The organism is Escherichia sp. E.sYA108 (assembly GCF_011754335.1).
GTDB classification, from domain to species: domain Bacteria; phylum Pseudomonadota; class Gammaproteobacteria; order Enterobacterales; family Enterobacteriaceae; genus Escherichia; species Escherichia coli.
Map to the genome: position 1 here is coordinate 4,615,319 of NZ_JAAQVZ010000001.1, position 25,477 is coordinate 4,640,795.

The window sequence follows — 25,477 nt, forward strand, 5'->3', positions numbered from 1 at the left end:
TAGTCAGTATTTTCCCTGACTTGCGAACTCACCATGACCCGCACACTCAAGCCGTTAATTCTTAACACCGGCGCACTGGCGCTAACGTTAATCCTGATTTATACCGGCATTTCGGCCCATGACAAACTCACCTGGCTGATGGAAGTGACACCGGTGATTATTGTCGTGCCGCTACTGCTTGCCACCGCTAAACGTTATCCGTTAACGCCGCTGCTCTATACGCTCATTTTCTTTCACGCCATCATCCTGATGGTCGGCGGGCAATACACCTACGCGAAAGTCCCCGTTGGTTTTGAGGTGCAGGAATGGCTGGGGTTGAGCCGTAATCCGTATGACAAACTGGGGCATTTTTTCCAGGGGCTGGTGCCTGCACTGGTGGCACCTCGTGCGCGGGATGTACGTTCGCGGGCGTAAAATGGTGGCGTTTCTGGTCTGTTGTGTCGCGCTGGCGATAAGCGCGATGTATGAGTTAATCGAGTGGTGGGCAGCGCTGGCAATGGGCCAGGGCGCAGATGATTTTCTCGGTACTCAAGGCGACCCGTGGGATACGCAATCCGATATGTTCTGCGCACTACTGGGCGCATTAACGACGGTGATATTCCTCGCTCGCTTTCATTGCCGCCAGCTACGGCGCTTTGGCTTAATCACCAGAGCGCCGGAAGCGATTACCCCTTAACGGTGCAACCAGCCAGGCAGCCAGTCGCCGTGGGCAGCAATCAAGTCGTCAACAAGAGCATATATTTCGTCAATGCCCAGCACGGCGGCAGTATGCGGGTCCATCATCGCGGCGTGGTAAACACGGTCGCGATTTTCCGTAAGAATAGCTTCGGTCAGCAGCGTCTGTACGTTGATGTTGGTTTGCATCAGGGCGGCCAGATGCGAAGGTAACGTACCGACTTTGGTCGGCTGAATGCCATTAGCATCAACCAGACAGGCTACTTCCACGCAACATCCTTGTGGCAGGTTATCAATCAATCCATCGTTACGGACGTTGCCGTAAATCACACTCGGCTCGCCAGTCCAGATAGCGTTCATGATTGTGCTGGCATATTCCCGTGACGGTTTAATATCAATCCGGGAGGCGTTTTTATACTCCTCCAGCTCTTTATGCCAGTTCGCCAGCTGCTCGACGCAGCGTTTCGGGTACTCATCCAGCGGTACTTTATAACGCTCAATCAAATCCTCACGACCTGGCTTAATAAACCACGGTGTGTACTCAGCAAAATGTTCTGACGATTCCGTGACGAAGTAGCCCAGCTTTTTGAACATTTCGTAGCGCACAATATTCTGGCAGCGAGTATTGCCATGAATATTCGGCTTCGGTGCCTGCCCTGCTTCATAAGCCGCCAGCAGTTCCGGGTAGAGATTCACGTAACTGCCGTCGGCGGTTTTGCGCTCCAGTTCCAGGTAAAACGCCATATGGTTGATACCTGCGCAACGGTAACGCAGCGTAGCCGGGTCGATATTGAGGTCACGCGCCAGCTCTTCCGCCGTTCCCTGCACCGAATGGCACAGCCCTACCTGCTTGATATGCGGATAGCGGGCATACATCGCCCAGGTATTCATCGCCATTGGATTAACGTAGTTGAGCATGGTGGCATCGGGGCAGACTTCCGTCATGTCCTCGCAAATTTGCCACAGGTGCGGAATGGTACGTAGCGCGCGCATAATACCGCCCGGCCCCAGCGTATCGGCAATGGTTTGTTCCAGACCATGCCGCTTACAGACCTCGAAATCAGTCACCGTGCAAGGTTCATAACCGCCAATCTGAAATGCCACCACCACAAAATCAGCATCCTGTAAGGCTTCTTTCTGTTGGGTGTGGCAGGTGATTTTGCCGCTGGCCCCTGCTGAATCCATCAGCTTACGCACCACAATGTGCGACTCTTCCAGGCGGGTGGGATCGATATCCATCAGGGCAATATGCGCCGTTTTCAGCGCCTCACGATGGAACACATCACCAAGAATATTTTTAACGAAAATCGTCGAACCAGCGCCGATAAATGTAATTTTAGGTGCAGACATCATGCAGATCTCCTGGCTTGCTTGAATGACTTCATCATGGCAGGCGATATCGCAGAAAACCTCCGGTTTCCCGGTTGAGCATTCCCAAAAACTCAGATCCTAAGTGGCACATCAATAGATCTGAGTTTATGGGAATAAATTACCTGAAAAGCTGAATAATCGACCCCAGTCTTCTCATCCGCTCTCCTCGCACCTCCAGGGAGAGAAATAAAACCGTGCGCCTGTTCGCAGTCATCCTCCCTCACTCCTGCCATAATTCTGATATTCCAGGAAAGAGAGTCATCCATGAATACAGATACGTTTATGTGCAGCAGCGACGAAAAGCAGACCCGTAGCCCACTGTCGCTGTATTCAGAATACCAGCGGATGGAAATTGAGTTTCGCGCACCGCATATCATGCCCACCAGCCACTGGCATGGTCAGGTCGAAGTGAATGTGCCTTTCGATGGCGATGTGGAATACCTGATCAACAATGAAAAAGTGAATATCAATCAGGGTCATATCACGCTGTTCTGGGCCTGTACACCGCACCAACTAACAGATACCGGAACCTGTCAGAGCATGGCGATTTTTAATCTGCCGATGCATCTGTTTCTCTCCTGGCCGCTGGATAAAGACCTGATTAACCACGTCACTCACGGCATGGTGATCAAATCACTGGCGACACAGCAACTTAGCCCGTTTGAAGTGCGCCGCTGGCAGCAGGAATTAAACAGTCCGAACGAGCAAATTCGCCAGCTCGCCATTGATGAAATTGGCCTGATGCTCAAGCGATTTAGCCTCTCTGGCTGGGAACCGATTCTGGTCAATAAAACCTCGCGCACACACAAAAACAGCGTCTCGCGCCATGCGCAATTTTATGTCAGCCAGATGCTGGGCTTTATTGCCGAAAACTATGATCAGGCGCTGACCATCAACGATGTGGCTGAGCACGTCAAACTTAACGCCAACTATGCAATGGGGATATTCCAGCGGGTCATGCAATTGACGATGAAACAGTACATAACCGCGATGCGCATCAACCACGTTCGCGCGTTACTGAGCGATACCGATAAAAGTATTCTCGATATTGCCCTGACGGCAGGCTTTCGTTCGAGTAGCCGTTTTTACAGCACGTTCGGCAAATATGTCGGCATGTCGCCGCAACAATACCGCAAACTTAGCCAACAGCGCCGCCAGACGTTTCCCGGCTAAAGACGATATCAGTATCAGCCAAAAAAATAGTTTAGCCGTCGATAATAAGCAGTGAGAATAATTTAAAATAATCACATAACGTATTGTTTATAAAAATAAATATTTCAAAAATGTTTGTTTTTCACGCGCTTTACAGCCCGAAAAGGCCGGAAGATACTTGCCCGCAACGAAGATTCCTTCATAACCGGGTAAGCAATGATGAAAGTATTAATTGTTGAAAGCGAGTTTCTCCATCAAGACACCTGGGTCGGTAACGCCGTTGAGCGTCTGGCAGATGCTTTAAGCCAGCAAAATGTTACCGTGATTAAATCCACCTCCTTTGATGATGGTTTTGCCATTCTCTCTTCAAACGAAGCCATTGACTGCCTGATGTTCAGCTATCAAATGGAACATCCGGACGAACATCAAAACGTCAGACAATTGATCGGTAAGCTTCATGAGCGCCAACAAAACGTGCCGGTCTTCCTGTTGGGCGATCGGGAAAAAGCCCTCGCCGCAATGGACCGGGATCTGCTGGAGCTTGTCGATGAATTCGCCTGGATTCTGGAAGATACTGCCGACTTTATCGCCGGACGCGCCGTTGCCGCGATGACCCGCTACCGCCAGCAGCTGTTGCCGCCACTGTTCAGCGCGCTGATGAAATATAGCGACATCCATGAATATTCCTGGGCAGCGCCAGGCCACCAGGGCGGCGTTGGTTTTACTAAAACACCCGCCGGACGTTTCTACCATGACTACTATGGTGAAAATCTGTTCCGCACCGACATGGGCATCGAACGCACTTCCCTCGGTTCTTTGCTTGACCATACTGGCGCATTTGGCGAAAGCGAAAAATATGCCGCACGCGTATTTGGTGCCGATCGCTCCTGGTCGGTAGTCGTCGGTACTTCCGGCTCTAACCGCACCATCATGCAGGCTTGCATGACCGATAACGATGTCGTGGTCGTTGACCGTAACTGCCATAAATCCATCGAACAAGGCTTGATGCTGACAGGCGCGAAACCGGTCTACATGGTGCCAAGCCGCAACCGCTACGGCATTATCGGGCCAATCTATCCGCAGGAAATGCAACCTGAAACCTTGCAGAAGAAAATCAGTGAAAGCCCGCTGACCAAAGACAAAGTCGGGCAAAAACCGTCTTACTGCGTGGTGACCAACTGTACCTATGACGGCGTGTGTTATAACGCTAAAGAAGCGCAGGATCTGCTGGAAAAAACCTCCGATCGTCTGCACTTTGACGAAGCCTGGTACGGCTATGCACGTTTCAACCCGATCTATGCCGATCACTATGCCATGCGCGGCGAACCTGGCGATCACAACGGTCCTACCGTTTTCGCCACCCACTCCACCCACAAACTGCTGAATGCGCTGTCCCAGGCCTCTTATATTCATGTACGTGAAGGTCGTGGGGCGATTAACTTCTCCCGCTTCAACCAGGCCTACATGATGCATGCCACCACCTCCCCGCTGTATGCCATCTGCGCATCCAACGACGTGGCAGTGTCGATGATGGACGGCAACAGCGGCCTGTCACTGACCCAGGAAGTGATCGACGAAGCGGTTGATTTCCGTCAGGCGATGGCGCGGCTGTATAAAGAGTTCACCGCTGACGGTAGCTGGTTCTTCAAACCGTGGAACAAAGAAGTCGTCACCGACCCACAAACCGGCAAAACCTATGACTTTGCTGACGCACCAACCAAACTGCTGACCACCGTTCAGGACTGCTGGGTCATGCATCCGGGCGAAAGCTGGCACGGCTTCAAAGATATTCCGGATAACTGGAGTATGCTCGACCCGATTAAAGTCAGCATCCTTGCTCCGGGAATGGGTGAAGATGGTGAACTGGAAGAAATCGGTGTTCCGGCGGCGCTGGTCACAGCCTGGCTTGGTCGCCACGGCATTGTGCCTACCCGTACCACTGACTTCCAGATTATGTTCCTGTTCTCTATGGGCGTGACCCGTGGGAAATGGGGGACTCTGGTTAACACCCTTTGCTCCTTCAAACGCCACTATGATGCCAACACACCGCTGGCGCAGGTGATGCCGGAACTTGTTGAACAATATCCTGACACTTACGCGAACATGGGGATTCACGATCTGGGTGACACCATGTTTGCCTGGCTGAAAGAAAACAACCCTGGCGCACGGTTGAATGAAGCCTATTCTGGCCTACCGGTGGCGGAAATCACCCCGCGTGAAGCGTACAACGCGATTGTCGACAACAATGTCGAACTGGTATCCATTGAAAATCTGCCAGGACGTATCGCGGCAAACTCAGTTATCCCGTATCCGCCAGGAATCCCGATGCTGCTGTCTGGTGAAAACTTCGGCGATAAAAACAGTCCGCAAGTAAGTTATTTACGCTCACTGCAATCCTGGGACCATCATTTCCCTGGATTTGAACACGAAACAGAAGGGACAGAAATTATTGACGGTATTTACCACGTTATGTGTGTGAAAGCGTAACCACTATTCCGCTGAAGGCGTAATTGTTAAATAACATTACGCCGCCTGGCTTGAGGCCTTTTAAGTATGGCAACGTTTTCATAAAAATTGCTGCAAACAAAAAATGTCATGCTTTTTGCGCGGTCCCACCCCGCGCTTTTTTTTGCCTGTTATTTATCCTTTTTTTAGCCTGTAAAAAAATATGTACATGAGAAATTACTATAAAAATTTGTAATATTAGTAAAACTCGTTATTTTTATGCATGTTTATATTCATCATACAATTATATAACCATTTCCCGGTATCGCTTCGCTTTAGCGAGAACTGGTCTTTTATTCGCACTCAGGAGTACATGTATGAGGATTTGCAGCGACCAACCTTGTATTGTTTTATTGACTGAAAAAGATGTCTGGATAAGGGTGAATGGGAAAGAACCTATTAGCCTTAAAGCTAACCACATGGCGTTATTAAATTGTGAAAATAATATTATCGACGTCTCCTCTCTTAATAACACTTTGGTTGCTCATATTAGTCACGACATCATCAAAGATTACCTCCGGTTTCTGAATAAAGATCTCTCGCAAATACCAGTATGGCAACGTAGCGCTACGCCCATCCTCACCCTGCCATGCCTGACGCCAGACGTCTTTCGCGTTGCCGCGCAGCATAGCATGATGCCCGCTGAAACTGAGTCAGAAAAGGAACGAACACGTGCATTATTATTCACTGTGCTATCCCGTTTTCTCGACAGTAAAAAATTCCTTTCACTAATGATGTATATGTTACGTAATTGTGTAAGTGACAGCGTTTATCAAATTATTGAAAGCGATATCCACAAAGACTGGAATCTTAGTATGGTAGCCAGTTGTTTATGTCTTAGCCCAAGTCTGTTAAAGAAAAAGCTGAAAAGCGAAAACACCAGTTATAGCCAAATAATCACCACCTGCCGCATGCGCTATGCCGTAAATGAATTAATGATGGACGGTAAAAATATCTCTCAGGTATCACAGTCCTGCGGCTACAACAGTACGTCGTACTTTATTTCTGTCTTTAAAGACTTCTACGGTATGACGCCGCTGCATTATGTTAGTCAGCACAGAGAACGCACTGTCGCCTGATTTTTAACCTTAACGAAGAGCTATATTAATAACGGCATCAGCGATAACCCGGCCGATAATAATTCAACTATCGAATGCAGGCGTATGATACGACGTAATTTATTGTCACGAAGCTCGCCTTCGCAGGAGTTTAATTATGTCTTCGGATGCTGATGCTCACAAAGTGGGCTTAATCCCCGTCACCCTGATGGTGTCGGGGAATATTATGGGGTCAGGTGTTTTTCTGTTACCTGCAAACCTGGCCTCCACTGGCGGGATTGCCATTTATGGATGGTTGGTGACGATTATCGGTGCGCTGGGGCTCTCGATGGTATACGCCAAAATGTCGTTCCTCGACCCTAGTCCTGGTGGTTCTTACGCTTACGCCCGCCGCTGCTTTGGCCCGTTTCTCGGTTATCAAACCAACGTCCTCTACTGGCTGGCCTGCTGGATCGGCAATATCGCCATGGTGGTCATTGGCGTAGGATATTTAAGTTACTTCTTCCCGATTCTGAAAGACCCATTGGTATTAACCATCACCTGCGTCGTGGTGCTGTGGATCTTCGTCCTGCTGAACATTGTCGGTCCGAAAATGATCACCCGCGTACAGGCCGTTGCTACCGTGCTGGCGCTGATCCCCATCGTCGGGATTGCCGTATTTGGCTGGTTCTGGTTCCGTGGTGAAACCTATATGGCGGCATGGAACGTCAGCGGTCTGGGCACCTTCGGTGCGATTCAAAGTACCCTTAACGTTACGCTGTGGTCGTTCATCGGTGTGGAAAGTGCCTCCGTTGCCGCAGGTGTGGTGAAAAACCCGAAACGCAACGTCCCTATCGCCACCATTGGCGGGGTATTGATTGCTGCCGTTTGCTATGTACTTTCTACCACCGCGATTATGGGGATGATCCCTAATGCCGCACTGCGCGTTTCTGCTTCGCCATTCGGTGATGCCGCACGGATGGCGTTGGGTGACACCGCCGGGGCCATTGTTTCCTTCTGCGCAGCTGCGGGTTGCTTAGGTTCACTGGGCGGCTGGACGTTGCTGGCGGGTCAAACGGCGAAAGCCGCTGCCGATGACGGACTGTTTCCACCGATTTTTGCCCGTGTAAATAAAGCGGGCACGCCAGTGGCGGGGCTGATTATCGTCGGTATTTTGATGACCATCTTCCAGCTCAGTAGCATTTCGCCAAACGCGACCAAAGAATTCGGTCTGGTTTCTTCCGTGTCGGTCATCTTTACACTGGTGCCATATCTTTACACCTGTGCAGCGTTACTACTGCTCGGCCACGGTCACTTTGGTAAAGCACGCCCGGCATACCTGGCAGTTACTACCATTGCCTTCCTCTACTGCATCTGGGCCGTAGTAGGGTCCGGCGCGAAAGAGGTTATGTGGTCATTTGTCACTCTGATGGTAATCACCGCCATGTATGCGCTGAATTACAACCGGCTGCATAAAAACCCGTATCCCTTAGATGCACCAATAAGCAAAGATTAATTCCCCTTAATCAAGCAAACATAAAAGCCAACCTTAAGAACTTAAGGTTGGCTTAATTTTGCTTTGCGAGCATATGCGCACTTTGTTCGATGGAAACACCGTGATGTTGAAGCGCCTACTAAAAAGACCCTCTTTAAATTTATTCTCCTGGTTATTACTTGCTACTTTTTATATCTCAGTCTGCCTGAATATCGCCTTTTTTAAACAGGTGCTACAGGTGTTACCGCTGGATTCACTGCATAACGTGCTGGTTTTCTTGTCGATGCCGGTCGTCGCATTCAGCGTGATTAATATTGTCCTGACACTAGGCTCTTTCTTATGGCTTAATCGTCCACTCGCCTGCCTGTTTATTCTGGTCGGTGCGGCTGCACAATATTTCATCATGACCTATGGCATCGTCATCGACCGTTCAATGATCACCAATATCATTGATACTACGCCGGCGGAAAGTTATGCGTTGATGACGCCACGAATGTTATTAACGCTGGGGTTAAGTGGCGTGTTGGCCGCGATTATTGCCTGCTGGATCAAAATCAAACCCACCACCTCACGCCTGCGCAGCGTTCTTTTCCGCGGGGCCAACATCCTGATTTCTGTGCTGCTGATTCTGCTGGTTGCCGCACTGTTCTACAAAGACTATGCCTCGCTGTTTCGCAACAACAAAGAGCTGGTGAAATCCTTAAGCCCGTCCAACAGCATTGTTGCTAGCTGGTCGTGGTACTCTCACCAGCGGTCAGCCAACCTGCCACTGATACGCATTGGTGAAGATGCTCACCGCAACCCATTAATGCAAAATGGGAAACGTAAAAACCTGACCATTTTGATCGTCGGCGAAACCTCGCGGGCGGAGAACTTCTCCCTCAACGGTTACCAGCGTGAAACTAACCCGCGGCTGGCAAAAGATAACGTGGTCTATTTCCCTAATACCGCCTCTTGCGGCACAGCAACAGCCGTCTCAGTGCCGTGCATGTTCTCGGATATGCCGCGTGAGCACTACAAAGAAGAGCTGGCACAGCACCAGGAAGGCGTGCTGGATATCATTCAGCGAGCGGGCATCAACGTGCTGTGGAATGACAACGATGGCGGCTGTAAAGGCGTTTGCGATCGCGTACCTCACCAGAACATCACCGCGCTGAACCTGCCTGGTCAGTGCATCAACGGCGAATGCTATGACGAAGTGCTGTTCCACGGGCTGGAAGAGTACATCAATAATCTGCAAAGCGATGGCCTCATTGTATTACACACTATCGGCAGCCACGGCCCGACCTATTACAACCGCTATCCGCCGCAGTTCAGGAAATTTACCCCAACCTGCGACACTAACGAGATCCAGACCTGTACCAAAGAGCAACTGGTGAACACTTACGACAACACGCTGGTTTACGTCGACTATATTGTTGATAAAGCGATTAATCTGCTGAAAGAACATCAGGATAAATTTACCACCAGCCTGGTTTATCTTTCTGACCACGGTGAATCGTTAGGTGAAAATGGCATCTATCTGCACGGTCTGCCTTATGCCATCGCCCCGGATAGCCAAAAACAGGTGCCGATGCTGCTGTGGCTATCGGAGGATTATCAAAAACGGTATCAGGTTGACCAGAACTGCCTGCAAAAACAGGCGCAAACGCAACACTATTCACAAGACAATTTATTCTCAACCTTATTGGGCCTGACTGGCGTTGAGACGAAGTATTACCAGGCTGCGGATGATATTCTGCAAACTTGCAGGAGAGTGAGTGAATGAAAATTCTGATTGTTGAAGACGATACGCTGTTATTGCAGGGATTGATTCTGGCGGCGCAAACCGAAGGCTACGCGTGCGATGGCGTGAGCACCGCGCGGATGGCGGAACAAAGCCTTGAGGCCGGTCATTACAGCCTGGTGGTACTGGATTTAGGCTTACCCGATGAAGATGGGCTGCATTTTCTTGCCCGTATCCGGCAGAAAAAATACACTCTGCCGGTGTTAATTCTCACCGCCCGCGATACCCTTACCGACAAAATCGCCGGGCTGGATGTCGGGGCCGACGATTATCTGGTGAAGCCTTTTGCGCTGGAAGAGTTGCACGCCCGTATCCGCGCCCTGCTACGACGCCATAATAATCAGGGCGAAAGTGAGCTGAACGTTGGCAACCTGACGCTGAATATGGGTCGCCGCCAGGTATGGATGAGCGGAGAAGAACTGATTCTGACGCCCAAAGAATATGCTCTGCTGTCGCGCCTGATGCTTAAAGCAGGCAGCCCGGTGCATCGGGAAATTCTCTACAACGATATCTACAACTGGGACAACGAGCCCTCGACCAACACCCTGGAAGTGCATATCCATAACCTGCGCGACAAAGTGGGCAAAGCCCGTATCCGCACCGTGCGCGGATTTGGCTATATGCTGGTCGCAAATGAGGAAAACTAATTGAATCTGATGCGTTTTCTGCGCCGACCAATATCGCTGCGCCAACGGCTGATATTGACCATCGGGGCCATTTTGTTGGTGTTTGAGCTGATCAGCGTCTTCTGGCTATGGCATGAAAGTACCGAGCAGATTCAGCTGTTTGAGCAGGCGCTACGCGACAATCGCAACAACGATCGCCACATCATGCGTGAGATCCGCGAGGCGGTCGCCAGCCTGATTGTCCCCGGCGTCTTTATGGTTAGCCTGACGCTATTTATCTGCTATCAGGCGGTACGCCGCATCACCCGACCGCTGGCGGAGCTGCAAAAAGAGCTGGAAGCGCGCACCGCCGACAACTTAACGCCCATTGCCATTCATAGCGCCACCCTCGAAATCGATGCGGTGGTTTCGGCGTTAAACGATCTGGTCAGTCGCCTGACCAGCACGCTCGATAATGAAAGGTTGTTTACCGCTGACGTCGCGCACGAACTGCGAACGCCACTGGCGGGGGTGCGTTTGCATCTGGAACTGCTGGCGAAAACGCATCACATTGATGTAGCACCGTTAGTGGCACGACTTGATCAGATGATGGAGAGCGTCTCCCAGCTGCTGCAACTGGCGCGTGCCGGACAGTCATTTTCTTCCGGTAATTATCAACATGTAAAACTGCTGGAAGATGTCATTCTCCCCTCGTATGACGAACTCAGTACCATGCTCGACCAGCGCCAGCAAACCCTGCTATTGCCAGAGAGCGCCGCCGACATCACCGTTCAGGGTGATGCAACCCTGCTGCGGATGTTATTGCGAAACCTGGTAGAAAACGCCCATCGTTATAGCCCACAAGGCAGCAACATTATGATTAAGCTGCAAGAAGATGGCGGAGCGGTCATGGCCGTTGAAGATGAAGGACCGGGTATTGATGAGAGTAAATGCGGGGAGTTGAGTAAAGCGTTTGTACGAATGGACAGCCGTTATGGCGGGATTGGTCTGGGGTTAAGTATTGTCAGCCGCATTACACAGTTGCATCACGGGCAGTTTTTCCTGCAAAACCGGCAAGAGACTTCCGGCACGCGGGCCTGGATACGGCTGAAAAAAGATCAGTACGTGGCAAACCAGATATAAAGAAAGCTGCTGACCACCAGCACGCTGAACACGGTAGTTAAACTTTCATAAACACGGTTTTTCATTGCACTCTCCTCCGTTAACCTGGAGGAGAGTATGCGCGTCAGAGATTAAGTGAACCTTAAGAGTTCAATTGACCTGATAAGACAGCGTCACATCAGGCCATCCGTTTCAGCTTATTCATCAATTCGCGGATGTTGCTGCACCAGGCGGGTACGTTTCGCCTGCAAATCGGCAATCTCGTGGTCAATATCATCGATTTTCTGCTCGATATTATCGTAATGCTCGACGAGAATTTCCTTCGCTTCCTGTATATCTGACGCCGCTGGTGTCGCACCTTTCAACGGTCGATTCGCCGTCTCTTTCATGGTTACGCCGGTGATTAAACCAACCACCGCCACTACCATCAGGTAATAGGCAGGCATCATCAGATTCTGCGAGCTTTCGACCAGCCAGGCCGCCAGTGTTGGCGTCAGACCGGCAACCAGCACCGAAATATTAAATGCCGCCGCCAGCGCGCTGTAACGGATATGCGTCGGGAACATCGCAGGCAAGGTAGAAGCCATAACGCCCGTAAAGCAGTTAAGGATCACCGCCAGCATCAGTAAGCCGGCAAAAATCAGGCCGATGACGTTACTGTTAATCAGAATAAACGCCGGGATCGCCAACACAAACAGTGCAACACTACCAAGAAGCACAAACGGACGACGGCCAAAACGGTCACTCAGCAAGCCCATCACCGGTTGAACAAACAGCATACCGATCATAATGGCGATAATAATCAGCACCCCGTGGTCTTCGGAGTAATGCAGGTTATGCGACAAATAACTCGGCATATAGGTCAGCAACATGTAGTAAGTCACGTTGGTGGCAATTACCAGACCAATACATGTCAACAGGCTGCGCCAGTGTTTGGTGGCAATCTCTTTAAACGAGACTTTCGGGCCATCCTGCAAACCTTCGCGGTCGCCCTGTTCCAGTTTATCGACATGCTGCTGGAACGCCGGAGTCTCTTCCAGCGCATGGCGCAGGTAAAGCCCGATAATCCCTAACGGCAGAGCGATAAAGAACGGAATACGCCAGCCCCAATCGAGGAAGTTCTCTTCGCCGACAATGGTCGAAATTAACACCACTACGCCAGCTCCCAGCACAAACCCGGCAATAGAACCAAAGTCCAGCCAGCTGCCCATAAAGCCACGTTTACGGTCAGGGGAGTATTCCGCAACAAATATTGACGCCCCGGTATATTCACCGCCGACCGAGAAACCTTGTGCCATCTTACAGATCAACAGCAGAATCGGTGCCCAAATACCAATCGTGTCGTAGGACGGTATTAAGCCAATACAGAACGTACTGATCGACATAATCACAATAGTGATAGCGAGGATCTTCTGGCGACCATATTTATCGCCCAACATACCAAAGAAGAGCCCGCCAAGCGGTCGAATCAGAAAGGGAACGGAGAAAGTGGCGAGTGCAGCAACCATCTGCACGCTGGGGTCAGCCCCCGGGAAAAAAACTTTACCTAATGCGTAAGCAACAAAACCATAAACACCAAAATCGAACCATTCCATTGCATTACCCAGTGATGCTGCGGTAATGGCTTTACGCAGTTTACCATCATCAATAATGGTGACATCACGAAGGGTAATCGGTTTTACTTTTTTCCTTTTCAGCATAGCTTTCCTCGCAGAGTTGGCCCATTTCCGCAAACGCCAGAAAAATCAGCGCGACGGCCGCAAAAGGGGAGCGGGAATTGCAGGATGCAATCTCTGTAACAAGCGTAGCGGGTTTGCTTACACCCTCCGGTTAAGGAATGTACAATCAAACCAGTTGACGCCTGAATTGGGCAGTTAATGACCTTTTTACCCTACCAGTGTTTAAATTTGTGATCAACTTCACACATGTATTTCGTTTAGGACTCATTGGTGTAACTGATTATTTACACCAAATTTACAGAGAAGATTTCCTCGACCATTGCCCCCGCCAGACGCTGCGCTGAACAGAGTCGTGGCATCCCCAGTGCGACAGTTCGCCAGCGTTGGGTCACTGACCAGCAAACGGGTTGTTTATCTGCCGTGGACCACTTTCCCAGCCAACTTAAAAAATCAGCATGATCCCCGCCCGTCGAAACGGTCGAAGAGGCAAACCACTGATGGTAATAGTGACGCGTGGTCGGGGCCGCATTGATACTCTCTGCCAAATGTTGTGTCGCTTTCACGCGCAAATCACCCAGCAACAACGCCACCGCTTGCGGTCTTCCCAGACGGCAGGCATCGCCAAATGCACCCCAGCGCAACTCCTCCAGAACGATAAAGCAGCGCCCAGGCAACGACCAGGCGTTATACGCCCCAGCACGCCAGCGGGTAAAAATTTGCTCGCTCTGTTCACCCGCCTGCACCAATAGGCCTCGTTGCGTTAACGCCTTTTCCTTCCAGCGACAACGGGCTGAAAACCACTCATACAAGGCGACAATTTGCTGGGGGAGCTCCGGGAAAGCAGAGTGCTGGCGGTGATCCATTTTTTGCAGCAGCGCCAGATGCTGCGCGATCTGCGTCAGCGCCAGATGACCGGGATCCAGCATCGACGCCAGTTTCTCCACCAATGTCAGACGCAGACTAAGCGGCGCATTTAACATGCCGCCGTTCGTCCATGTCTGAAGCTGCACGCGCGCAAGAAGTTCCTGCATCAGTCGTTCACGAAACTGCTGCTGATGGGCTTGTGGAAGGCGGGCATCATCGCCCTGCGCCAGATCCACTAAAAAGCGCGGATGAACCGACTCCAGCACGCGACCGGGGCCGTCCAGTAACGTCTTGGTCAATATCGTTCTGCCGTGAAAAGTGTTTGAATATCATCGCGTAACAGCTGAGCGTCGGTGTAAATCCAGCCGTGAGTCATCACAGTCTGCTGCAATTGCTGTTGCATCAGCCTGACCACCGATTCATTTTGTTGACGCAGAGCCATACTTTCGCGTAAACGCGTCTGTAATTCCGTCAAACATGAAGCGAACTCAGCGAAAAAAGTATTCATGCCTGCCGTAACAGATTCATCGACCTGCTCTGCCAGAACTTTAGCCATTTGTTGGCAATAAAGATCGACTTCTGCGCTTAATGCTCGCTGCAACACACTGTAATCAACCGTCTCTGTCGGGAATTTCTCATTTCCCCGTCCCCAGTCGGGCTGATTCAACCAGCGCGAAAAAATCTCACGCACAACGCCTAAACGCGTGCTCTGCTCGTCCGTTGCTGCCTGGCGCGAAATGACTTCACTGAACAGCTGGCGGGTGTTGAAGTGGGGAACTACGCCGTGAAAAACAGGAAAATGAAACCCAGGACGAAACCCAGACTCACTCAATTCCATTTTGACTTGTTGCTCAATGGGGCGAATAACATCGGTTAACACCCGGCAAAGGGTGGACTCAAGCTCGGCAAAGCGCAGCGTAAAGTCGCGACTGATGGTGTTCTGCGCCGTCTGTAACAGTGTCTCACAGCAGGTACGCATCTCACTTAACGACTCCGAGTCATCCTGAAACAACGCGGCTAACTGCGCATTCACCGCATCTTGCTGTTGACGCAGAAAGTGGTTGGTGGAGGTCAGGGCCAACTCGATTTCATGTTTAATCTCGCCGCTCACCTGCGCCTGATTGAGTTGCAATAGCTGCAAACTTTCTTCGACCTGATGGATATTTTGCTGCAATTGTTCACAAGCGACGTTTAACCCGTGCGCACGAAAATCCAGGTATTCCCGCGCCTGCTGCGCGTAATTCAACAGTTTATGCGCGGCAGATCGCAGAGCATACAACGAGGCGTTAGCGTAAGCGGCATAAAGCAACGCCTGAATTGGCTGGGCGAACAGCGAATCTTCCCACAACTGATCGGCAGCATGGCGAATATGTTCGAGGTCCGCCAGATCGGCATGACGCCAGCGCCTGCCGAGCGCGGCATGGGCAAAATCTTCCACCCAGCGTTGTTGCTCTGGCGCGGGTAACTTACCGTTGTTGGCTAACTCATGGCGCGCCCGATTCGCCAGGTAGCCCCACATCGACGACACCGGAAATATCTGCTGTGGCGTAATACAGCCTTTCATCAGCGTCCCGGAAATCAGTGCCCGCACCTGGTCAGCGTCGTCACTGTTACGATCCTGTTGATCGAACTTATTGACCAGCACATACAACGGCACCGATTGCCCCACCGCCAAAATTGCCTCACGGACCTCTTCATCGGAGATCGATTTCAGTTGCGTATAATCCAGCACCGCCAGTACCGCCGAGGCGCGTGCCAGCTGCTGGTTAAGCATTTTTTGCAGATGCGGTTGCCCGGCTTCATTTGGCCCGGGGGTATCCAGTAACGTCAACTGACCGGGATAACTCTCCAGCCCCGCCAGATGGACAAACTCCACTTCAATCACGGGAATATGCTCAATGGCGGCGTAAGCAGAAAAAGGAAAATCGACGTCCAGCGCCTTCGCCAGTCGCACCAAATCATTCAAACTTTTCAGACAATGAAAAATAGGTTGAGCACCCAGATAATATTTTTCGAAAGCGATGCCATTTTCGATCCGCTGCATAAGCGCACGCATATCTTTATCTATTTCCAGCACATCGGTCAGATGCTTAATATCGCAATCACGCAGGCGCTGTTGTAATTGTTGAATTAAATGGTCGATTGGCGCGACATGTGAAAAATGCAGTACCGGTTCTTTTTGCCCGGGCGTATGGCGAATAAGCGTTGGCAGCGCAGTCATTGGGCGATTGCGATTAGGCAGAACCTCCGTACCAACAATGGCATTAATGGTGGTTGATTTCCCTGCTTTCATGGTACCGACAATCGCCAGCACCATTTCCAGCTGGGAAATTTTACGCAACTCATTATTCAGCATCGCGTGACGTTCGGCGATATTAGGCTGACTCCAGGGTAAAGCCAGTTGTGGCGCATCGTCTCCGGGTACAGAGAGAGGCATTTTTTCCAGTAACTGCAACTGTTGGCGAGAAAGCTGTAACAGGCGTTCAGCCTCCTGACTTAACTCATACAGGGTCTGTGTGTACATAGAAAATTCTTCCTTAAAGCAAATTTTATTACTTTTATTTAGCCAGATTGCTTTTGAGTTCTGTTTTCGGCTTTTATAATTACTGCAAGAAATAATTTTATATTTAGAGTGTTATTTTTTATTAGAATAAATAACGTCTTCCGATACGTTTAAAACGTCAGAAAGATAAAAAATATCATTTGAATTAAAAAAAGAACAAGTAGAACATTAACCTTATCTTAAATAATAAATGGAGGCAAAAAGATTATTTTCTTTTTGCGTTTCCTTTCAAATGAAAACGATCGTCGTCTAAAATCAGCAGTACCCCCGACAAACTCAGGGATTTTGTGTATAATTGCGGCCTTTTTCGGCAATCTGCCGTTTTTTGGCGCTTTTGCCCTGCTGACTTTTGAGGAAATCCACATGTCATTACCACACTGCCCAAAATGCAACTCCGAATACACCTACGAAGATAACGGCATGTACATCTGCCCGGAATGTGCCTACGAATGGAACGACGCAGAACCTGCACAGGAAAGCGACGAGCTGATCGTTAAAGATGCTAACGGCAATCTGCTGGCTGACGGCGACAGCGTGACCATCATTAAAGATCTGAAGGTGAAAGGTAGCTCTTCGATGCTGAAAATTGGCACCAAAGTGAAAAACATCCGCCTGGTTGAAGGCGACCATAACATCGATTGCAAAATCGACGGTTTTGGTCCGATGAAACTGAAATCTGAGTTTGTGAAAAAGAACTGATTGTATTGTGATCGGTAAGCCGGATAAGGCGCTCGCGCCGCATCCGGCAACGATGCCGACTGCCTGATGCGACGCTGACCGCGTCTTATCAGGCTTCCCTCTCATCTGTATAAATTTCGAACTACACTTAACGGGCTTCTCTTAACTGAGGTCACCATCATGCCGTTAAGTCCCTACCTCTCTTTTGCCGGTAACTGTTCCGACGCGATTGCCTATTATCAACGTACGTTGGGCGCGGAACTGCTCTATAAAATCAGCTTCGGCGAAATGCCGAAATCAGCGCAGGACAGCGCCGAAAACTGCCCTTCCGGAATGCAATTTCCCGATACCGCCATCGCGCATGCCAACGTGCGCATTGCCGGAAGCGACATCATGATGAGCGATGCTATACCGTCAGGAAAAGCCAGCTACTCCGGCTTTACGCTGGTGCTCGATTCTCAACAGGTGGAAGAAGGAAAACGCTGGTTTGATAACCTTGCCGCCAACGGAAAAATCGAAATGGCCTGGCAGGAAACGTTCTGGGCGCATGGCTTTGGCAAAGTCACCGATAAATTTGGCGTACCGTGGATGATTAATGTCATCAAACAACAGCCAACGCAATAACCCGCCGGGAGGCCCGCCCTCCCGCACTGTCATCGAATTCCCGTTAACTCTTCATCTGTTAGTCACTTTTAATTAACCAAATCGTCACAATAATCCGCCACGATGGAGCCACTTTTTTAGGGAGGCTGCATCATGCAAACGATTATCCGTGTCGAGAAGCTCGCCAAAACCTTCAATCAGCATCAGGCGCTGCACGCGGTTGATCTGAACATTCATCATGGTGAAATGGTGGCTCTGCTTGGGCCGTCGGGTTCCGGAAAATCCACTCTTTTACGTCACTTAAGCGGTTTGATTACCGGCGATAAATCTGTCGGTAGCCATATCGAGCTGCTGGGCCGCACTGTCCAGCGCGAAGGCCGTCTGGCCCGCGATATCCGCAAAAGCCGCGCCCATACCGGCTACATCTTTCAACAGTTCAACCTGGTGAATCGCCTGAGCGTACTGGAGAACGTGCTGATTGGCGCGCTCGGCAGCACGCCATTCTGGCGAACCTGTTTTAGCTACTTCACCCGCGAGCAGAAACAGCGCGCGTTACAGGCGCTGACCCGCGTTGGCATGGTGCACTTTGCCCATCAACGTGTTTCCACACTCTCCGGCGGCCAGCAACAGCGTGTGGCGATTGCCCGCGCGCTGATGCAGCAGGCGAAGGTCATTCTCGCTGACGAACCCATCGCCTCGCTGGACCCGGAATCGGCACGCATCGTGATGGACACCCTGCGCGACATCAACCAGAACGACGGCATTACCGTGGTCGTCACGCTGCATCAGGTGGATTACGCCCTGCGCTACTGCGAACGCATCGTCGCCCTGCGCCAGGGGCACGTCTTCTACGACGGCTGCAGCCAACTGTTTGATAACGAACGTTTTGACCATCTCTACCGCAGCATTAACCGCGTCGAAGAGAACGCGAAAGCTGCCTGACATCCCCATCATTGAGGAAAACGAATGAACGCTAAGATAATTGCCTCGCTGGCCTTCACCAGCATGTTCAGCCTCAGCACCCTGTTAAATCCGGCATACGCCGAAGAGCAGGAAAAGGCGCTGAATTTCGGCATTATTTCAACGGAATCACAGCAAAACCTGAAACCGCAATGGACGCCGTTCTTACAGGATATGGAGAAGAAGCTGGGCGTAAAGGTCAACGCCTTCTTTGCCCCGGACTACGCGGGCATTATCCAGGGGATGCGCTTCAATAAAGTGGATATCGCCTGGTACGGCAACCTGTCGGCGATGGAAGCGGTGGATCGCGCCAACGGTCAGGTCTTCGCCCAGACGGTCGCGGCGGATGGATCGCCGGGTTACTGGAGCGTGTTGATCGTCAACAAAGATAGCCCGATCAACAACCTGAACGATCTGCTGGCGAAGCGGAAAGATCTCACCTTCGGCAATGGCGATCCTAACTCTACCTCCGGCTTCCTCGTCCCCGGTTACTACGTCTTCGCTAAAAACAATATCTCCGCCAGCGACTTTAAGCGCACCGTCAACGCCGGGCATGAAACCAACGCCCTCGCCGTCGCTAACAAGCAAGTGGATGTCGCCACCAACAACACCGAAAACCTCGACAAGCTGAAAACCTCCGCGCCGGAGAAGCTGAAAGAACTGAAGGTGATCTGGAAATCACCGCTGATCCCTGGCGATCCGATCGTCTGGCGCAAAAATCTTTCCGAAACCACTAAAGACAAGATCTACGACTTCTTTATGAATTACGGCAAAACGCCGGAAGAGAAAGCGGTGCTGAAGCGCCTGGGCTGGGCGCCGTTCCGCGCCTCCAGCGACTTGCAACTGGTGCCGATTCGCCAGCTCGCACTGTTTAAAGAGATGCAAAGCGTGAAGGACAACAAAGGGCTGAACGAACAGGACAAGCTGGCAAAAACCACCGCCATTCAGGCGCAACTGGATGATTTGGACCGCCTGAACAACGCGTTAAGCGCAATGAGTTCGGTGAGTAAAGCGGTGCAGTAAATCGTAGGTCGGATAAGACGCCCCGGCGTCGCATCCGACAATGTGCAGACGTTGATGCCGGATGCGGTGCAAGCACCTTATCCGGCCTACAGACCGGAGCCAAACATGCAAACCATCACCATCGCCCCACCCAAGCGCAGCTGGTTCTCGCTTCTGAGCTGGGCCGTTGTTATCGCCGTGCTGGTCGTCTCGTGGCAGGGCGCGGAAATGGCCCCGCTTACGCTGATTAAAGATGGCGGCAACATGGCGACGTTCGCCGCCGACTTCTTCCCGCCCGATTTCAGCCAGTGGCAGGATTACCTCACCGAAATGGCCGTCACGCTGCAAATCGCCGTCTGGGGCACCGCGCTGGCGGTGGTTCTCTCCATCCCCTTCGGCCTGATGAGCGCTGAAAACCTGGTACCGTGGTGGGTCTACCAACCTGTACGCCGCCTGATGGACGCCTGCCGTGCCATTAACGAAATGGTCTTCGCCATGCTGTTCGTGGTCGCCGTCGGCCTCGGCCCGTTCGCTGGCGTGCTGGCGCTGTTTATCCACACCACCGGTGTACTTTCCAAACTGCTTTCCGAAGCGGTAGAAGCGATTGAACCCGGCCCGGTGGAGGGCATTCGCGCCACCGGTGCCAACAAGCTGGAAGAGATCCTTTACGGCGTACTACCGCAGGTCATGCCGCTGCTGATCTCCTACTCTCTCTATCGCTTCGAATCCAACGTCCGCTCGGCGACCGTCGTCGGTATGGTTGGTGCGGGCGGAATTGGCGTCACGCTGTGGGAAGCGATTCGCGGTTTCCAGTTCCAGCAAACCTGCGCCCTGATGGTGCTGATTATCGTCACGGTCAGCCTGCTGGATTTCCTCTCTCAACGGTTGCGTAAGCACTTTATCTGATTAGCGAGGCATTGATATCTATGCACTTGTCTACACATCCGACCAGCTACCCAACACGCTATCAGGAGATAGCCGCAAAACTTGAGCAGGAGCTTCGTCAACACTACCGCTGCGGCGACTATCTTCCCGCCGAGCAGCAACTGGCGGCGCGCTTTGAGGTGAACCGCCACACCCTGCGCCGCGCCATCGACCAACTGGTGGAAAAAGGCTGGGTACAGCGCCGTCAGGGCGTCGGCGTACTGGTGCTGATGCGCCCGTTCGATTACCCGCTCAACGCCCAGGCGCGTTTTAGCCAGAACCTGCTGGACCAGGGCAGCCATCCCACCAGCGAAAAATTGCTATCGGTGCTGCGCCCCGCCTCCGGTCACGTCGCTGACGCGCTGGGGATAACCGAGGGGGAGAACGTCATCCACCTGCGCACCCTGCGTCGGGTCAACGGCGTCGCGCTCTGTTTAATCGACCACTACTTTGCGGACCTCACCCTCTGGCCGACGCTGCAACGTTTCGACAGCGGTTCGCTGCACGATTTTCTGCGCGAGCAAACGGGGATTACGCTACGACGCAGCCAGACGCGGATCAGCGCCCGCCGCGCCCAGGCCAAAGAGTGCCAGCGTCTTGAAATCCCGAATCTGTCGCCGCTGCTGTGCGTGCGCACCCTTAACCACCGTGACGGTGAAAGCAGCCCGGCGGAGTACTCCGTCAGCCTGACGCGCGCCGACATGATTGAATTCACTATGGAGCACTGAATGCACGCAGATACCGCGACCCGCCAGCACTGGATGTCCGTGCTGGCGCACAGCCAACCGGCTGAACTGGCAGCCCGCCTGAACGCGCTGAACATCAACGCCGATTATGAGGTGATCCGCGCCGCTGAAACTGGCCTGGTGCAGATTCAGGCGCGAATGGGCGGCACCGGCGAACGCTTTTTTGCTGGCGACGCCACGCTCACCCGCGCCGCCGTGCGTCTGACTGACGGCACGCTCGGCTATAGCTGGGTGCTGGGGCGCGACAAACAGCACGCCGAACGTTGTGCGCTGATTGATGCGCTGATGCAGCAAAACCGCCACTTTCAAAACTTATCAGAAACCCTTATTACCCCGCTGGACGCTGACCGTATGGCACGCATTGCCGCGCGTCAGGCCGAAGTGAACGCCAGCCGGGTCGACTTCTTTACGATGGTTCGCGGAGACAACGCATGACCCTGGAAACCGCTTTTATGCTTCCCGTGCAGGATGCCCAGCACAGTTTTCGTCGCCTGTTAAAGGCCATGAGCGAGCCGGGCGTGATTGTCGCCCTGCATCAGCTCAAGCGCGGCTGGCAGCCGCTGAATATCGCCACCACCAGCGTGCTGCTGACGCTGGCCGATAACGACACGCCGGTGTGGCTTGCCGCACCATTGAGCAACGATATCGTCAATCAGAGCCTGCGTTTTCATACCAACGCGCCGCTGGTTAATCAGCCGAAACAGGCGACCTTCGCGGTAACAGATGAGGCGATCTCCAGCGAGCAGCTCAACGCCCTTTCCACCGGCACTGCCGTTGCACCAGAAGCGGGCGCAACGCTGATTTTACAGGTCACCAGCCTGAGCGGTGGGCGTATGTTGCGCCTCACCGGCGCAGGTATTGCCGAAGAACGGATGATCGCCCCGCAACTGCCAAAGTGCATTCTTCATGAACTTACCGAGCGCCCGCACCCGTTCCCGCTCGGCATCGACCTGATCCTGACCTGCGGCGAGCGCCTGCTGGCTATTCCGCGAACCACTCATGTGGAGGTGTGCTGATGTACGTTGCCGTGAAAGGGGGCGAAAAGGCGATCGACGCCGCCCACGCCCTGCAAGAGAGCCGACGCCGGGGCGATACTGATTTGCCTGAACTGAGCGTCGCCCAGATTGAACAGCAGCTTAACCTCGCGGTAGATCGCGTGATGACCGAAGGCGGTATTGCCGACCGCGAGCTGGCCGCGCTGGCGCTGAAACAGGCCAGCGGCGATAACGTCGAAGCGATTTTCCTGTTGCGCGCCTACCGCACCACGCTGGCGAAGCTGGCGGTCAGTGAGCCGCTCGACACCACCGGGATGCGTCTCGAACGGCGTATTTCAGCAATTTATAAAGACATTCCCGGCGGCCAACTGCTTGGCCCCACCTACGACTACACCCATCGCCTGCTCGATTTCACCCTGCTGGCAAACGGCGAAACGCCGACGCTGACCACAGCCGACAGCGAACAACAGCCGTCGCCGCACGTTTTCAGCCTGCTGGCGCGTCAGGGGCTGGCGAAGTTTGAAGAAGATAGCGGCGCACAGCCGGACGACATCACCCGCACGCCGCCGGTTTACCCCTGCTCACGCTCCTCCCGCCTGCAACAATTAATGCGCGGCGACGAAGGCTATTTGCTGGCGCTGGCCTACTCCACCCAGCGTGGTTACGGACGCAATCATCCGTTCGCAGGCGAAATCCGCAGCGGCTATATCGACGTGTCGATTGTGCCGGAAGAGCTGGGATTTGCGGTGAACGTCGGCGAACTGCTGATGACCGAATGTGAAATGGTCAACGGTTTTATCGACCCGCCGGATGAACCACCGCATTTTACACGCGGCTATGGGCTGGTGTTCGGCATGAGCGAGCGCAAAGCAATGGCGATGGCGCTGGTTGACCGTGCGTTGCAGGCACCGGAATACGGCGAGCACGCAACAGGTCCGGCACAGGATGAAGAGTTCGTGCTGGCCCATGCCGACAACGTCGAAGCCGCAGGCTTTGTCTCGCACCTCAAACTCCCGCACTACGTCGATTTCCAGGCCGAACTGGAGCTACTCAAACGTCTGCAACAGGAGCAGAACCATGGCTAATCTGAGCGGCTACAACTTTGCCTACCTCGACGAGCAGACCAAACGCATGATCCGCCGCGCCATCTTAAAAGCGGTGGCAATCCCCGGTTATCAGGTGCCGTTTGGCGGACGCGAGATGCCGATGCCCTACGGCTGGGGAACCGGCGGCATTCAGCTCACCGCCAGCGTGATTGGCGAAAGCGACGTGTTGAAGGTGATTGACCAGGGCGCAGACGACACCACCAACGCCGTGTCGATTCGTAACTTCTTTAAGCGCGTGACCGGGGTGAACACCACCGAGCGCACGGACGATGCGACACTTATCCAGACGCGTCACCGCATACCCGAAACGCCGCTGACCGAAGATCAGATCATTATCTTCCAGGTGCCGATCCCCGAACCGCTGCGCTTTATTGAGCCGCGAGAGACGGAAACGCGCACCATGCACGCGCTGGAGGAGTACGGCGTGATGCAGGTGAAACTGTATGAAGATATCGCCCGCTTCGGTCATATCGCCACCACCTACGCCTATCCGGTGAAGGTGAACGGGCGCTACGTAATGGACCCGTCGCCGATCCCGAAATTCGATAACCCGAAAATGGACATGATGCCCGCCCTGCAACTGTTTGGCGCGGGGCGCGAGAAGCGCATCTATGCCGTGCCACCGTTTACCCACGTGGAAAGCCTCGATTTCGATGATCATCCGTTCACCGTCCAGCAGTGGGATGAACCATGCGCCATCTGCGGATCGACCCACAGTTACCTCGACGAAGTGGTGCTGGATGACGCCGGAAACCGCATGTTTGTCTGCTCCGATACCGATTATTGCCGCCAACAGAACGAGGCCAAAAGCCAATGAATCAACCGTTACTTTCGGTCAATAACCTGACCCACCTTTATGCCCCGGGCAAAGGCTTCAGCGATGTCTCTTTTGATTTATGGCCGGGAGAAGTTCTGGGCATTGTTGGGGAGTCCGGTTCCGGGAAGACCACGCTACTGAAATCAATTTCCGCCCGCCTGACACCACAGCAAGGGGAAATTCGCTACGAGAACCGTTCGCTGTACGCGATGAGCGAGGCCGACCGCCGTCGCCTGCTGCGCACCGAATGGGGTGTGGTGCATCAGCATCCGCTTGACGGCCTGCGCCGCCAGGTGTCGGCAGGCGGCAATATCGGCGAACGGTTGATGGCAACCGGAGCGCGTCATTACGGCGATATTCGCGCCACCGCGCAGAAATGGCTGGAAGAGGTGGAGATTCCCGCCAACCGGATCGACGACCTGCCGACCACCTTTTCCGGCGGCATGCAGCAACGTTTGCAGATTGCCCGCAACCTGGTGACGCATCCGAAGCTGGTGTTTATGGATGAACCCACTGGCGGGCTGGATGTGTCGGTACAGGCGCGCCTGCTGGACCTGCTCCGCGGTCTGGTGATGGAGCTTAACCTGGCGGTGGTGATTGTCACCCACGATTTAGGCGTCGCCCGTCTGCTGGCGGACCGTTTGCTGGTAATGAAGCAAGGGAAAGTGGTGGAGAGTGGGTTAACCGACCGGGTGCTCGACGACCCGCACCATCCGTATACCCAGTTGCTGGTGTCATCGGTTTTGCAGAATTGAGCTGGTGCCGGATGCGGCGTAAACGCCTTATCCGGCC

The 25,477-nt window shown here is 52.8% G+C and carries 23 protein-coding genes and 1 pseudogene; 19 read left to right on the plus strand and 5 right to left on the minus strand.

What is annotated here, in order from left to right; genetic code table 11:
* The first annotated feature begins 33 nt into the window (after positions 1-33).
* Positions 34-676 (plus strand): annotated as a pseudogene (locus HBM92_RS22145) (DUF2238 domain-containing protein).
* On the opposite strand, the gene melA reads toward HBM92_RS22145, so the two are convergent.
* A complete protein-coding gene (gene melA / locus HBM92_RS22150) occupies positions 673-2,028 on the minus strand; it encodes an alpha-galactosidase (RefSeq protein ID WP_000986622.1) in 1,356 nt (451 codons plus the stop codon). The pseudogene HBM92_RS22145 and the gene melA overlap by 4 nt on opposite strands.
* Positions 2,029-2,286: 258 nt before the next feature.
* Here melA and melR point away from each other — a divergent pair, with 258 nt between their 5' ends.
* From melR to pmrB, 7 genes are all read left to right on the plus strand, one after another.
* Positions 2,287-3,219 (plus strand): transcriptional regulator MelR, encoded by a 933-nt coding sequence (gene melR, locus HBM92_RS22155; RefSeq protein ID WP_255123145.1) that lies wholly within the window; start codon positions 2,287-2,289, stop codon positions 3,217-3,219.
* A gap of 198 nt (positions 3,220-3,417) precedes the next feature.
* Entirely contained in the window at positions 3,418-5,685 is a 2,268-nt protein-coding gene (adiA, locus tag HBM92_RS22160; RefSeq protein ID WP_001528351.1) for an arginine decarboxylase, read from the plus strand.
* Between the two features lie 335 nt (positions 5,686-6,020).
* Complete coding sequence (gene adiY, locus HBM92_RS22165; protein WP_001217059.1) at positions 6,021-6,782, plus strand: DNA-binding transcriptional activator AdiY; 762 nt, start codon at positions 6,021-6,023, stop codon at positions 6,780-6,782.
* Between the two features lie 136 nt (positions 6,783-6,918).
* Positions 6,919-8,256, plus strand: coding sequence for an arginine/agmatine antiporter (gene adiC, locus HBM92_RS22170; RefSeq protein WP_000093154.1), 1,338 nt, complete (start codon positions 6,919-6,921; stop codon positions 8,254-8,256).
* 103 nt (positions 8,257-8,359) lie between these two features.
* On the plus strand, positions 8,360-10,003 hold the full coding sequence (gene eptA, locus HBM92_RS22175; protein WP_001443152.1) for a phosphoethanolamine transferase EptA: 1,644 nt from the start codon (positions 8,360-8,362) through the stop codon (positions 10,001-10,003).
* Entirely contained in the window at positions 10,000-10,668 is a 669-nt protein-coding gene (gene basR, locus HBM92_RS22180) for a two-component system response regulator BasR (protein ID WP_000697907.1), read from the plus strand. The genes eptA and basR overlap by 4 nt, the downstream gene beginning before the upstream one ends.
* Positions 10,669-11,769, plus strand: coding sequence for a two-component system sensor histidine kinase PmrB (gene pmrB, locus HBM92_RS22185; protein WP_001052123.1), 1,101 nt, complete (start codon positions 10,669-10,671; stop codon positions 11,767-11,769).
* Here the strand turns inward: pmrB and pmrR are convergent.
* The 4 genes from pmrR to crfC form a co-directional block, all read right to left on the minus strand.
* On the minus strand, positions 11,745-11,834 hold the full coding sequence (gene pmrR / locus HBM92_RS22190; RefSeq protein WP_000797657.1) for an LpxT activity modulator PmrR: 90 nt from the start codon (positions 11,832-11,834) through the stop codon (positions 11,745-11,747). The two genes, pmrB and pmrR, sit on opposite strands and share 25 nt — an antisense overlap.
* A gap of 111 nt (positions 11,835-11,945) precedes the next feature.
* Positions 11,946-13,448 (minus strand): glycine betaine/L-proline transporter ProP, encoded by a 1,503-nt coding sequence (gene proP / locus HBM92_RS22195; protein WP_001296659.1) that lies wholly within the window; start codon positions 13,446-13,448, stop codon positions 11,946-11,948.
* Positions 13,449-13,711: 263 nt separating this feature from the next.
* Positions 13,712-14,590, minus strand: a complete 879-nt coding sequence (locus HBM92_RS22200) for a YjcZ-like family protein (RefSeq protein WP_000169154.1) — start codon at positions 14,588-14,590, stop codon at positions 13,712-13,714.
* On the minus strand, positions 14,587-16,815 hold the full coding sequence (gene crfC, locus HBM92_RS22205) for a clamp-binding protein CrfC (RefSeq protein WP_000288549.1): 2,229 nt from the start codon (positions 16,813-16,815) through the stop codon (positions 14,587-14,589). Before crfC ends, HBM92_RS22200 begins: the two co-directional genes overlap by 4 nt.
* Positions 16,816-17,217: 402 nt before the next feature.
* On the opposite strand from crfC, the gene HBM92_RS22210 reads away from it, so the two are divergent.
* From HBM92_RS22210 to phnK, 11 genes are all read left to right on the plus strand, one after another.
* Positions 17,218-17,553 (plus strand): zinc ribbon domain-containing protein YjdM, encoded by a 336-nt coding sequence (locus HBM92_RS22210; RefSeq protein ID WP_001300891.1) that lies wholly within the window; start codon positions 17,218-17,220, stop codon positions 17,551-17,553.
* Between the two features lie 159 nt (positions 17,554-17,712).
* Complete coding sequence (yjdN, locus tag HBM92_RS22215) at positions 17,713-18,156, plus strand: VOC family metalloprotein YjdN (protein WP_001131332.1); 444 nt, start codon at positions 17,713-17,715, stop codon at positions 18,154-18,156.
* Between the two features lie 132 nt (positions 18,157-18,288).
* Complete coding sequence (phnC, locus tag HBM92_RS22220) at positions 18,289-19,077, plus strand: phosphonate ABC transporter ATP-binding protein (RefSeq protein ID WP_001193412.1); 789 nt, start codon at positions 18,289-18,291, stop codon at positions 19,075-19,077.
* 24 nt (positions 19,078-19,101) lie between these two features.
* Positions 19,102-20,118 carry a phosphonate ABC transporter substrate-binding protein gene (gene phnD, locus HBM92_RS22225; RefSeq protein WP_000991977.1) on the plus strand — a complete coding sequence of 339 codons (1,017 nt, stop codon included), beginning with the start codon at positions 19,102-19,104 and terminating at the stop codon, positions 20,116-20,118.
* Between the two features lie 105 nt (positions 20,119-20,223).
* Positions 20,224-21,003, plus strand: coding sequence for a phosphonate ABC transporter, permease protein PhnE (gene phnE, locus HBM92_RS22230; protein ID WP_001296658.1), 780 nt, complete (start codon positions 20,224-20,226; stop codon positions 21,001-21,003).
* 20 nt (positions 21,004-21,023) lie between these two features.
* A complete protein-coding gene (phnF, locus tag HBM92_RS22235) occupies positions 21,024-21,749 on the plus strand; it encodes a phosphonate metabolism transcriptional regulator PhnF (protein ID WP_001296657.1) in 726 nt (241 codons plus the stop codon).
* The gene (gene phnG / locus HBM92_RS22240) at positions 21,750-22,202 is read left to right on the plus strand and encodes a phosphonate C-P lyase system protein PhnG (protein WP_000542780.1); all 453 of its coding nucleotides are present in this window, start codon (positions 21,750-21,752) and stop codon (positions 22,200-22,202) included. It abuts the gene before it with no gap.
* On the plus strand, positions 22,199-22,783 hold the full coding sequence (phnH, locus tag HBM92_RS22245; protein ID WP_000171593.1) for a phosphonate C-P lyase system protein PhnH: 585 nt from the start codon (positions 22,199-22,201) through the stop codon (positions 22,781-22,783). Before phnG ends, phnH begins: the two co-directional genes overlap by 4 nt.
* Positions 22,783-23,847 carry an alpha-D-ribose 1-methylphosphonate 5-triphosphate synthase subunit PhnI gene (gene phnI, locus HBM92_RS22250; RefSeq protein WP_001304700.1) on the plus strand — a complete coding sequence of 355 codons (1,065 nt, stop codon included), beginning with the start codon at positions 22,783-22,785 and terminating at the stop codon, positions 23,845-23,847. The genes phnH and phnI overlap by 1 nt, the downstream gene beginning before the upstream one ends.
* The gene (gene phnJ / locus HBM92_RS22255; RefSeq protein ID WP_000002278.1) at positions 23,840-24,685 is read left to right on the plus strand and encodes an alpha-D-ribose 1-methylphosphonate 5-phosphate C-P-lyase PhnJ; all 846 of its coding nucleotides are present in this window, start codon (positions 23,840-23,842) and stop codon (positions 24,683-24,685) included. Before phnI ends, phnJ begins: the two co-directional genes overlap by 8 nt.
* Complete coding sequence (gene phnK / locus HBM92_RS22260) at positions 24,682-25,440, plus strand: phosphonate C-P lyase system protein PhnK (RefSeq protein WP_001075531.1); 759 nt, start codon at positions 24,682-24,684, stop codon at positions 25,438-25,440. Before phnJ ends, phnK begins: the two co-directional genes overlap by 4 nt.
* The last annotated feature ends 37 nt before the right edge of the window (positions 25,441-25,477 follow it).